Below are 10,138 nucleotides of genomic sequence, written 5' to 3'. Positions count from 1 at the left end.
CATGGGCGGCCTCTCGGCGGCGGCGCGCGCGGCGCTGCTCGAGCGCCTGACCCGGCGCCGCGGGGAGGAGGCCCCCGCCGCGCCGGCCGCGAGCCCGGGCCGCGACCTCTCCACCCTGCCCGGCGCGGCGGAGATCGCGATGATGCGCGAGGCCGGCGCCGCGCTCGGCCTGGAGAGCCCGTATTTCCGCCCCCATGAGGGCATCGCCGGGGCGCGCAGCGTGATCGGCGGGCGGGAATGCCTGAACTTCGCCTCCTACAACTATCTCGGCCTGAACGGCGATCCGCGCGTCGCCGCCGCGGCCAAGGCGGCGATCGACCGGCACGGCGTCTCCGCCTCCGCCTCCCGCCTCGCCTCGGGCGAGCGGCCGGTGCATGGCGCGCTGGAGGCGGCGCTCGCCGCGCATCACGGCGCCGAGGCCTGCCTCGCCCTGGTCAGCGGGCACGCCACCAACGTCACCGTCATCGGCCAGCTGCTCGGGCCGCGCGACCTGATCCTGCACGATGCGCTGATCCACAACTCGGTGGCGGAGGGGGCGCGGCTCGCCGGCGCGCGGCGCGTCGCCTTCCCGCACAACGACTGGCGCGCGGCGGAGCGCGAGCTCGCCGCGCAGCGCCGCCGCCACGGCCGGGCCCTGCTGGTGATCGAGGGCCATTACAGCATGGACGGCGACGTGCCGGACCTCGCCCGCTTCGTCGAGATCGCCGAGCGCCACGACGCGCTGCTGATGGTGGACGAGGCGCATTCCCTCGGCGTGCTCGGCCCGACCGGCCAGGGGGTGGCGGAGCAGTGCGGCGTGGACCCGGCGCGCGTGGACATCTGGATGGGCACGCTGTCCAAGACGCTCTCCGCCTGCGGCGGCTACATCGCCGGGCGGCGCGCGCTGGTGGACCTGCTGCGCCACGCCGCGCCGGGCTTCGTCTATTCCGTGGGTCTCGCCCCGCCGCTCGCCGCCGCGGCGCTGGAATCGCTGCGGGTGATGCGGGCCGAGCCCTGGCGGGTGCGGCGGCTGCAGGAGAACGCGGCGCTGTTCCTGCGGCTTGCGCGCGAGGCGGGGTTCGACACGGGCGGCTCCGCGGGCCTCGGCATCGTGCCGGTGATCCTCGGCAGCTCGGTGCGGGCGGCGCGCATGGCGGCGGCGCTGTTCGAGGCGGGGGTGAACGTGCAGCCCATCCTGTTCCCGGCGGTGCCGGAGCGCTCGGCGCGGCTGCGCTTCTTCCTGTGCAGCGAGCACACGGCGGAGGAGATCGAGCGCGCCGTGGCCGCGCTCGTCGCCGCGTCGCGCTGATGCGCATCGCCCTGTTCACGCTGGAGAGCGCGCTCAGCGCCGCGGCGCTGCGCCGCTTCCTCGAAGGCGGCGCGGCGGAGGTGGTGCTGATCGGCCGCGCGCGCGGCGTGCGCGGCGGGCTGCTGCGCGCCGGCTGGCGGCACCTGCGCCGCTCCGGCCCGCGGCTGCTGCCCTATCTCGCGGTGAACTACGCGCTGCCGCAGATGCTGGCGCGGGCGCGGCGGCTGCTCGGCGGCGCGGACGGGCTGGCGGCGATGGCGGCGACGCGCGGCATCCCGCTCCTCGAGGTGGAGGAGGTGAACGGGCCGGACACCGCCGCGGCGCTGCGCCGGGCGCGGCCGGACCTCATCGTCTCCTTCCACTTCGACCGCATCTTCGCCGCGGAGACGCTCGCCCTCGCGCCCATGGGCGGGATCAACCTGCACCCCTCGCTGCTGCCGCTGCACCGCGGCCCGGCGCCGACGCTCTGGGCGCTGGCCGAGGACCCGCCGCGCTTCGGCGTCACGGTGCACCGCCTGGCGGAGCGCATCGACGCCGGCGCGGTGCTGGCGCAGGCGGCGCTGGCGCTGCCGGCCGGCACCACCGCCTCCGCCGCGGCGCGGCGCCTGCACGAGGCGGGGGTGGCGTTGCTCGAGCAGGCGATCCGCGCCCTCGCCGCGGGCGCGCCGGAGCCCGCCCCGCCGGCGCCGCTGCCCTACTGCCCCTTTCCCCCGCCCGACATGCTGCGCGCGCTGGCGCGGCGGCGGCGGCGGACGGTCGGCCTCGCCGACCTGCGCGCGGCGCTCGGCGCGCGGGGCGCCTGAGCATGGCGGCGCCCCTACAGCAGCCCCTCGCGGCGGAAGCTCAGCCAGCGGCCGTTGCCGATGATGACGTGGTCGTGCAGCACGATGGACAGCACCGCCGCCGCCTCCTTCACCTCCCGCGTCATCTCGATGTCGGCGCGCGACGGCGTGGGGTCGCCCGAGGGGTGGTTGTGCACCATGATCAGCGCCGTCGCATGCAGCTCGAGCGCGCGCTTCACCACCTCCCGCGGATAGACGGGGGTGTGGTTGACGGTGCCGCGCGCCTGCGCCTCGTCCGCGATCAGGCGGTTCTTGGGGTCGAGGAACAGCACGCGGAACTGCTCGGTCCGCTCGCGCGCCAGCGCGGCGGTGAGGTAGTCCATCAGCCGGTCCCAGTTGTTCAGCACCGGCTGCTCCATCACCTCGGCCCGCGCCATGCGCAGCGCCGCCGCCTGCACCAGCTTCAGCGCCGCGACGCTGTGCGGGCCGAGGCCGCGCGTGTCGAGCAGCGCCTGCTGCGGCGCGGCGAGCACCCTGGCGAAGCTGCCGAAGCGGTTGATCAGCGCCTTGGCCAGCGGCTTGGTGTCGCCCTTCGGCATGGCGAAGTAGAGCAGCATCTCGAGCAGCTCGTAATCCGCCAGCGCGTCGGGGCCGCGGGTGAGCAGCTTCTCGCGCATCCGGCCGCGGTGGCCGTGCGGGCCGGTGCTCGGGAAGGGAAGCTCCGTCCCCGCCGCGGCGGGGGCGGCGGGCTTCCACCCCCTGCCGCTCCGCTCCCCGGCCTCCGGGCGGGGCAGGCCCTCGATGGGGCCGGGGCCGGCCTCGGCGAGGCCGGGGATCCGCGCATGGGGGTGTTCATGGTCGGGGGCACCGCCTCCCGGCGCCGCGCGCCCGGACGCTCCCCCCAGAAGCCTACGCAGCCACACGTCCCGCCCCGCCTCCTGCCGAGCGCGGGCATCCTGCCATGATCGGTGCGAAATCGGAAGATTCCTGATCCGTGCGGTACTCCCGATGAACGTGATCCTCCCCGTGCCGGAGCGGCCGCCGCCGCCCCGCCGCTTCCTGTTCCTGCAGGGCCCCGTCTCGCCCTTCTTCGCCGAGGTGGCGGCGGGGCTGCGCGCGCTCGGCCACGCCGCGCACCGCATCAACCTCTGCCTCGGCGACCGGCTGTTCTGGCGCGGCCCTGGCGCGGTGGACTTCCGCGGCCGGCTGCGGGACTGGCCCGGATTCGTCGGCGCCTTCCTCGACCGCCACGCCATCACCGACCTCGTGCTGCTCGGCGAGCAGCGCGCCTATCACCGCATCGCCATCGAGGCGGCGCGGGCGCGCGGCATCGCCGTCACCGTCACCGATTTCGGCTACATCCGCCCCGACTGGGTCGTGCTGGAGCGCGACGGGATGGGCGCGGAGAGCCGCTTCCCGCGCGAGCCGGCGGCGATCCGCGCCCTCGCCGCCGCCTGCCCGGCCCCGGACATGACGCCGCGCTTCGCCGACAGCTTCCCGCGCCAGGCGGCGTGGGACGTGGCCTTCCACCTGGCGAACCTGCTGCCCTTCCCGTTCCGCCACTACGAGACCTGGCTGCTGCACCACCCGATCCCGGCCTATCTCGGCACCGCGCTGCGGCTGCTCAGGCGCGGGCGGGACACGCGGCGCGCGGCGGCGGCGCTCGACGCGCTGCGCGGGCGGGGGCCGCTCTACCTCTTCGCCATGCAGATGGAGAACGACTACTCCATCCGCGCCTATTCCGACTTCCGCAGCAACGACGAGGCGATCGCGCTGGCGGTGGAGAGCTTCGCGCGCGGCGCGGCGGCGGAGGCGCACCTGCTGGTGAAGGTGCATCCGCTCGATCCGGGGCTGAAGGCCTGGGGGCGGCGCATCCGCCGCATCGCCGCCGCCTCGGGCGTGGAGGGGCGGGTGCATGTCCTCGACGGCGCGCTGCACATGGACCCGGTGATCGAGGCCTGCCGCGGCGTCGTCACCGTCAACAGCACGGTCGGCATCCGCTCCATCGCCATGGGGCGGGCGACCTGCGCGCTTGGGCGGGCGATCTACGGCGTCGAGGGCCTCGTCTGGCGCGGGCCGCTCGATGCGTTCTGGCGGGAGGCGCCGCCGCCCGACCCGGCGCTGACCGCGGCCTTCCTGCGCGCCATCGCCGCCTGCCTGCACGTGCGCGGCGTGTACTACCGGCGGCCGGGCCTCGACGCGGCGGTGGCGGGGACGGTGCGGCGCCTGCACCTCGGCGCGGTGAACGTCCCGCTGCCGGAGGGGGAGGAGGCGGCGCTGCCCGGCTAGAGAGGAGCCGCGCTCCCGGCCGTTTCCGGCCGTCGCGATCGGAAGGCGGCGCGGCCGCCGCCTCAGCCCCCGTCCCGCGCCGCCGGCGCGACGGAAAGGCCGCGCACCCCGTGGCGCTCGATCAGCCGCGCGACCAGGCCGCTCGCCTTCGCCTCCTCCACGAAGTCGCGCAGGAAGGCCGCCCCGGCCTCGTTGCCGCGCGCGGTGCCGATCGCCTGCTGCACGGCGGTGAAGCGCCCCTCCAGGAGGCGCGACCCCGGCAGGGCCTCCGCATCCGCGAGCAGGCGCGGGCGCAGGCCGGCCAGCGCGTCCAGCCCCTGGTCCACGAAGGTCCGGAAGGCGCTGTCCAGGCTGTCCGTGCGCACCAGGGTGGCGTGGCGGATGTTGCGCTCGAGCCAGAGGTCGTAGGCCGCCCGCGCGGTGACGGCGATGCGCACGCCGGGCCGGTCCACCTCGGCGATGGAGCGGATGGGCGAGCCGGCGGGGACCAGGTAGGTCGCCTCGATCTCGGCATAGGCGGCGGTGAAGGCGATCCTCTCCGCCCGCTGCGGCTCCGCCCCGATCAGCCCGATGTCCCAGGCGCCGGTGCCCGCCGCGTCGGCGAGTTCGCCCGGCCGCGGATAGGTCACGTAGCGCACCGGCACGCCGAGCCGCTCCGCGATGGCGCGCGCCATGTCGGGCGAGACGCCCTCGGGCTCGCCCGCGGGGCTGCGGCCGGTGACGAGCAGGAAATTGCCGAGGTTGATCGCGGCGCGGAGCACCCCTGTCGGGGCGAGCTGGGCGAGGATGTCGGGGGACATGGGCGGGCTCCGTCTGTCGGGGTGCGGGCAGGGGCGCGGGCCGCCCGCGCCGCGCCGGAGGCGGCGGGATTACACCGCGCCTGCCGCGCGCCGGCAAGCGGCGGGGCGCGGAGCTCAGGCCGCGCGGGCCGCCGCCACCTCCCGCCCGCGCCCGTCCGCGCTCATCCGCTCCGCCAGCCAGGGACGGCGCTCGAGCTGCAGCCGGTAGATGCCGCGCGCCGCGGCGACCAGCGTGCCGCCGCGCCCCAGCATGGCATCCCCCATCTCCAGGATGCGCAGGTTCGGCCAGGCCTTGTCGCGGATGCGCAGCACCTCGCCGAGGATCGCCTCGGCGGGGGTTTCGGGCAGCGCCTGGGCGAGGATCAGCGCCATGGAGGCGGTGGAGCGCGACACCCCGGCATGGCAGTGCACCAGGAGGTGCGCCTCCGGCGGCGGCTCGGCCATGAGGTCGCGCCCGAAGGCGAGCAGCCCGGCCACGTGCTCGGGCTGCGGCGCCAGCCCGCCGAGCCCCTCCTCGATCACGTCGTGGAAGCGCAGCTCCAGCTTCGCGTGCTCGCCGAAGGCCCCGAAGGCCTCCGGCACCGGCCAGTCCGGATCGAGGATGGAGAGCACGTGGCTGACGCCGGTCTCGCAATGGCCGGCCAGCTCCTCGATGCCGCAGACGCTGATCCTGAAGGGGGCGATGGTGTCCACCGTGTCACTCCTGCACCGACCATGCCGCGAGTGTTGCCCGCCGCGCGCCCGCGGGGAACACTCGGGCACGGAGCCGGGGCGGCAGATCCCCGGCGGGAGGAAACCGCCATGCAGCGTCGCCAGTTCCTGCTCGGGGGCGCGGCCCTCGCCGCCGCGCCAGGCCTCGCCAGCCCAGCCCTCGCCAGCCGCGGCAAGGTGCTGATCCACGTGCCGCAGGCGAGCCTCGCCAGCCTCGATCCGGTCTGGACCACCGCCGTGGTCACGCGCAACGCCGCGACCATGCTGTTCGAGACGCTCTACGGCCGCGACGAGCATCTGGTCCCCCGGCCGCTGATGATCGAGGGCCACGAGGTGGAGGACGGCGCCCGCCGCTGGACCCTGCGGCTGCGCGAGGGGATGGTGTTCCACGACGGGGAGCGGGTGCTGGCGCGCGACGTCGTCGCCTCGCTCAGGCGCTGGATGGTGCGCGACCAGATCGGCCAGACCATCGCCGCGCGGCTCGACGCGCTGGAGGCGCCGGACGACCGCACCGTCGTCATTCGCCTAAGCAAGCCCTTCGCCTCCCTCCCCTATGCGCTGGCCAAGACCCAGCCGAGCCCGGTGATCATGCCGACGCGCCTGGCCGAGACCGATCCCTACCGCCAGGTGCCGGAGATCGTCGGCAGCGGCCCCTTCCGCTGGGTGGCCGAGGAATACGTGCCGGGCAGCCGCGCCGTGTTCGCCAGGTTCGACCGCTACCGCCCGCGCGACGAGCCGCCGAGCCACGCCGCCGGCGGGCATCATGTGAAGGTGGACCGGGTGGAGTGGCACTTCCTCCCCGACCCCGCCACCGCCGCCAACGCCCTGATCAGCGGCGAGGTGGACTGGATCGACCAGCCGCTGCCCGACCTGCTGCCGCGGCTGCGCCGCGCGCGCGGCGTGGTGGTGGGGCGGATCGACGAATACGGCACCTTCGGCGCCCTCAGGCCCAACCACCTGCACGGCCCCACCGCCAACCCCGGCGTGCGCCGCGCCATGCTCGCCGCCATCGACCAGGAGGAGGTGATGCTGGCGGCGATGGGCGGCGACCGCTCGCTGTTCCGCGCCCCGGTCGGCTTCTTCCTGCCCGGCACGCCCTCCGAGAACGAGGCGGGGATGGAGAACGTCCGCCACCGCCGCGGCACCGACGCGGTGAAGGCGATGCTCGACGCCGCCGGCTACGGCGGCGAGCGCGTCGTCTTCATGCATCCGACCGACCAGACCTTCTACGACGCCATGTCGCTGGTCGCCGCGGCGGCCTTCCGCAGGGTGGGCATCACCGTGGACGACCAGGCGATGGACTGGGGCACGGTGGTGCAGCGGCGCACCAACCGCGAGCCGCTGGACCGTGGCGGCTGGTCCATCTTCCCCGCCGGCTTCCCGGCGGCAGAGTACCGCGACCCGCTCTTCGCCACCAACCTGCGCGGCAACGGCGAGAAGGCCTGGTTCGGCTGGCCGCACGACCCGGAGATGGAGGCGATGCGCGACGCCTGGATCGACAGCACCGACGAGGCGGAGATGATGCGCCTCTCCGAGCGGATCCAGGCCCGCGCCTTCGAGACCGTGCCCTTCATCCCGCTCGGCCAGTACCTGCCCTCCGCCGCCTGGCGCAGCAGCCTGAGCGGCATCCTGAAGGGGCCGGTGCCGGTGTTCTGGAACGTCAGCAAGGCATGACCCGCCGCGCCGCCGGTTGCCGCCCGCCGCGCCGCGTGGCACGGTCGCGCCCGCATGCTCTCCATCCCCGCCAGCCGGCCCAACGCCTACACCGGCAGCCCGCTCGACCGCGCCGCCGACCGGCGCGAGGACGAGGCCTTCATCGCCGCCGCGCTGGCCGACCCCGACACGCTCTTCGTCCCGGTCTGGCGCGCGCGCAGCCTGATGAAGGGCGTGCAGGAGGGCCACCCGGAGGCGGTGCTGCTGACCGGCGCCGCCGCCGAGGCGGTGCGCATGGCCGGGGGGCCGTGGAGCTTCCTCGGCTTCTGGGAGCGGCGCCCGGTCTTCGCCGTGGACTGCTCCGCCGCCGACGACCCGCTGCCCCTGCTGCCGCGGGGGGACGGGTGGGACGGCATCGGCTTCACCGACCTCCGCACCGTCGCCGGCCTGCTGCCGGAGGGCGAGGCGGCGGTGCTCGCCCATGCGCGCGGGCTGATGCACTGGCGCACGAAGCACCGCTTCTGCGGCGTCTGCGGCAACCTTTGCGAGCCGCGTTCGGCCGGGCACGTGATGCTCTGCACCGGCTGCGGCGCGCAGCACTTCCCGCGCACCGACCCGGCGGTGATCATGCTGGTGGTGCGCGGCGAGCGCTGCCTGCTCGGCCATTCCCACCGCTTCCCCCACACCGCCATGTACTCGACGCTCGCCGGCTTCGTGGAGCCGGGCGAGAGCCTGGAGGAGGCGGTGCGCCGCGAGGTGCGGGAGGAGGCGGGGATCGAGGTGGGCGCGGTGCGCTACCACTCCTCCCAGCCCTGGCCCTTCCCCTCCTCCATCATGCTCGGCTTCCACGCCGAGGCGCTGAGCGAGGAGATCCGCATAGATCCGCAGGAGCTGCGCGATGCGCGCTGGTTCGCCCCGGCGGAGCTGCGCGACCCGAAGGCGCACGGCTTCGCCCTGCCCCGCCCGGATTCGATCGCGCGGCGGCTGATCGAGGACTGGCTGGCCCAGGCATCATGACCCGCCTCCTTCCCGCCCTCTGCGCGCTGCTGCTGCTCGCCGGCTGCGCCCGCACCGCCACGCGCCCGGCCCTGCCGCCCGGGGAGGACACGCCGGCCCACCGCGCCTGCCGCGCCGAGGCGCGGCGCGCCCCGGAGATCCGCGCCCTCGACCGCCAGGCCAACCCCTTCGATCCCGCGAACCAGCAGCGCCTGGCCGAGGAGCGCAGCGTGCTGGAGCAGCGCGCCTACCGCGACTGCCTGCGCCGCGCCGGCCTCACCCTGCCGGGCGGGGTGGAGCCGCTGCGCCGGCGCTGACCGACCCTCGCCGGGCGACCGATCCGCCGCGTCGGCGAGGGCGCCGCCGCGGATCGGGCGCTGGCGCCGGGCCAGCTTCACCGCCGAGGCCGCCAGGATCAGGCCGGGCAGCCGCCTCAGCGCCGCCCCGGCGCGAGGGGCGGCAGCGCCGCGCCCGGCATCGCCCCGCCCCCTCATGCATGGCGCCGAGGATACGGCGTTGCCCAATCTTCGTGGAGCCCGCTTCCGATGTCGTCGTGAAACGGATCCGCCGGGCGGCTCCGGCCGCCCGCGCCGCTTCCGCAACCAGGGGTTTTCGGCTAACCCCCGCCCCCCATGCGCCACTTCCTGGATTTCGAGAAGCCCATCGCCGAGCTCGAGGGCAAGATCGAGGAGCTTCGCCGCACCACGGATGCGGGCGGCATCGACGTCGCCGAGGAGGTGGCGCGGCTGCGCGACAAGGCGCAGGCGCTGCTGAAGACCACCTACGCGAAGCTCACCCCCTGGCAGAAGACCCTGGTCGCCCGCCACCCCGACCGTCCGCACGCCAGCGACTACGTCGCCGCCCTGGTCACGGAATGGACGCCGCTCGCCGGCGACCGCGCCTTCGCCGACGACAAGGCGGTGCTCGCCGGCATCGGCCGCTTCCGCGGCCGCGCCGTCGCCGTGCTCGGCACCGAGAAGGGCAAGGACACGGAAAGCCGGGTGCGGCACAATTTCGGCATGGCGCGGCCGGAGGGCTACCGCAAGGCGCGGCGCATCATCGAGCTGGCCGGCCGCTTCGGCCTGCCCATCCTCTCCTTCGTGGACACCGCCGGCGCCTTTCCCGGCATCGAGGCCGAGGCGCGCGGCCAGGCGGAGGCGATCGCGCGCTCCATCGAGGCCTGCCTGGAGGCGCCCGTGCCCTTCGTCGCCACCATCATCGGCGAGGGCGGCTCGGGCGGCGCCATCGCGCTCGCCGCCGCCGACCGGGTGCTGATGCTCGAGCACGCGGTCTATTCGGTGATCTCGCCGGAGGGCTGCGCCTCCATCCTCTGGCGCGACGCCGCCCAGGCACCCCAGGCCGCCGAGGCGCTGCGCCTGACCGCGGAGGACCTGCGCCGGCTCAACCTGGTGGACGCGGTGGTGCCGGAGCCGATGGGCGGCGCGCACCGCGACCCGGCCGCCGCCATCGCCGCCGTCGGGCAGCAGGTGCAGGCCTGCCTGGAGCCGCTGCTCGCCCTCGACGCGGCGACGCTGCGCGCGCGGCGGCGCGAGAAGTTCCTGGAGATGGGCCGCAACAGCGTGCTGTAGGGCCGCTCCTCCCCCCCACTCGCCGGGGGC

10 protein-coding genes are annotated in these 10,138 nt (G+C 75.6%); 7 read left to right on the top strand and 3 right to left on the bottom strand.

Features of this window, described 5'->3' with window-relative positions; genetic code table 11:
• Position 1 precedes the first annotated feature (1 nt).
• Both ET526_RS09965 and ET526_RS09960 read left to right on the top strand, forming a co-directional pair.
• A complete protein-coding gene (locus ET526_RS09965; protein ID WP_135467599.1) occupies positions 2-1,288 on the top strand; it encodes an aminotransferase class I/II-fold pyridoxal phosphate-dependent enzyme in 1,287 nt (428 codons plus the stop codon).
• Positions 1,288-2,091 (top strand): formyltransferase family protein, encoded by an 804-nt coding sequence (locus ET526_RS09960; RefSeq protein ID WP_135467544.1) that lies wholly within the window; start codon positions 1,288-1,290, stop codon positions 2,089-2,091. Before ET526_RS09965 ends, ET526_RS09960 begins: the two co-directional genes overlap by 1 nt.
• 14 nt (positions 2,092-2,105) lie before the next feature.
• Here the strand turns inward: ET526_RS09960 and radC are convergent, their stop codons facing one another.
• On the bottom strand, positions 2,106-2,993 hold the full coding sequence (gene radC, locus ET526_RS09955; protein WP_240048342.1) for a RadC family protein: 888 nt from the start codon (positions 2,991-2,993) through the stop codon (positions 2,106-2,108).
• An 85-nt stretch (positions 2,994-3,078) separates the two neighbouring features.
• Here radC and ET526_RS09950 point away from each other — a divergent pair, with 85 nt between their 5' ends.
• Positions 3,079-4,359 carry a capsule biosynthesis protein gene (locus ET526_RS09950; RefSeq protein WP_135467543.1) on the top strand — a complete coding sequence of 427 codons (1,281 nt, stop codon included), beginning with the start codon at positions 3,079-3,081 and terminating at the stop codon, positions 4,357-4,359.
• A 62-nt stretch (positions 4,360-4,421) separates the two neighbouring features.
• On the opposite strand, the gene ET526_RS09945 is transcribed toward ET526_RS09950, so the two are convergent.
• Together ET526_RS09945 and ET526_RS09940 are read right to left on the bottom strand one after the other, a co-directional pair.
• A complete protein-coding gene (locus ET526_RS09945) occupies positions 4,422-5,159 on the bottom strand; it encodes an ABC transporter substrate-binding protein (protein WP_135467542.1) in 738 nt (245 codons plus the stop codon).
• Positions 5,160-5,273: 114 nt separating this feature from the next.
• Complete coding sequence (locus ET526_RS09940; RefSeq protein ID WP_135467541.1) at positions 5,274-5,852, bottom strand: tyrosine phosphatase family protein; 579 nt, start codon at positions 5,850-5,852, stop codon at positions 5,274-5,276.
• A gap of 108 nt (positions 5,853-5,960) precedes the next feature.
• Between ET526_RS09940 and ET526_RS09935 the strand changes: the two genes are divergently transcribed.
• The 4 genes from ET526_RS09935 to ET526_RS09920 all read left to right on the top strand — a co-directional run bounded on the left by ET526_RS09935 (position 5,961) and on the right by ET526_RS09920 (position 10,108).
• A complete protein-coding gene (locus ET526_RS09935) occupies positions 5,961-7,544 on the top strand; it encodes an ABC transporter substrate-binding protein (protein WP_135467540.1) in 1,584 nt (527 codons plus the stop codon).
• Between the two features lie 54 nt (positions 7,545-7,598).
• Positions 7,599-8,540, top strand: a complete 942-nt coding sequence (nudC, locus tag ET526_RS09930; RefSeq protein ID WP_135467539.1) for an NAD(+) diphosphatase — start codon at positions 7,599-7,601, stop codon at positions 8,538-8,540.
• On the top strand, positions 8,537-8,836 hold the full coding sequence (locus ET526_RS09925) for a phosphoribosylamine--glycine ligase (RefSeq protein WP_135467538.1): 300 nt from the start codon (positions 8,537-8,539) through the stop codon (positions 8,834-8,836). The genes nudC and ET526_RS09925 overlap by 4 nt, the downstream gene beginning before the upstream one ends.
• A gap of 315 nt (positions 8,837-9,151) precedes the next feature.
• Positions 9,152-10,108 (top strand): acetyl-CoA carboxylase carboxyltransferase subunit alpha, encoded by a 957-nt coding sequence (locus tag ET526_RS09920; RefSeq protein WP_135467537.1) that lies wholly within the window; start codon positions 9,152-9,154, stop codon positions 10,106-10,108.
• Positions 10,109-10,138: the final 30 nt, after the last annotated feature.

Source organism: Crenalkalicoccus roseus, from assembly GCF_004761865.1.
GTDB classification, from domain to species: domain Bacteria; phylum Pseudomonadota; class Alphaproteobacteria; order Acetobacterales; family Acetobacteraceae; genus Crenalkalicoccus; species Crenalkalicoccus roseus.
The sequence above is the reverse complement of the archived record's forward strand: the minus strand, read 5'-3'. Positions and strand labels throughout refer to the sequence as shown.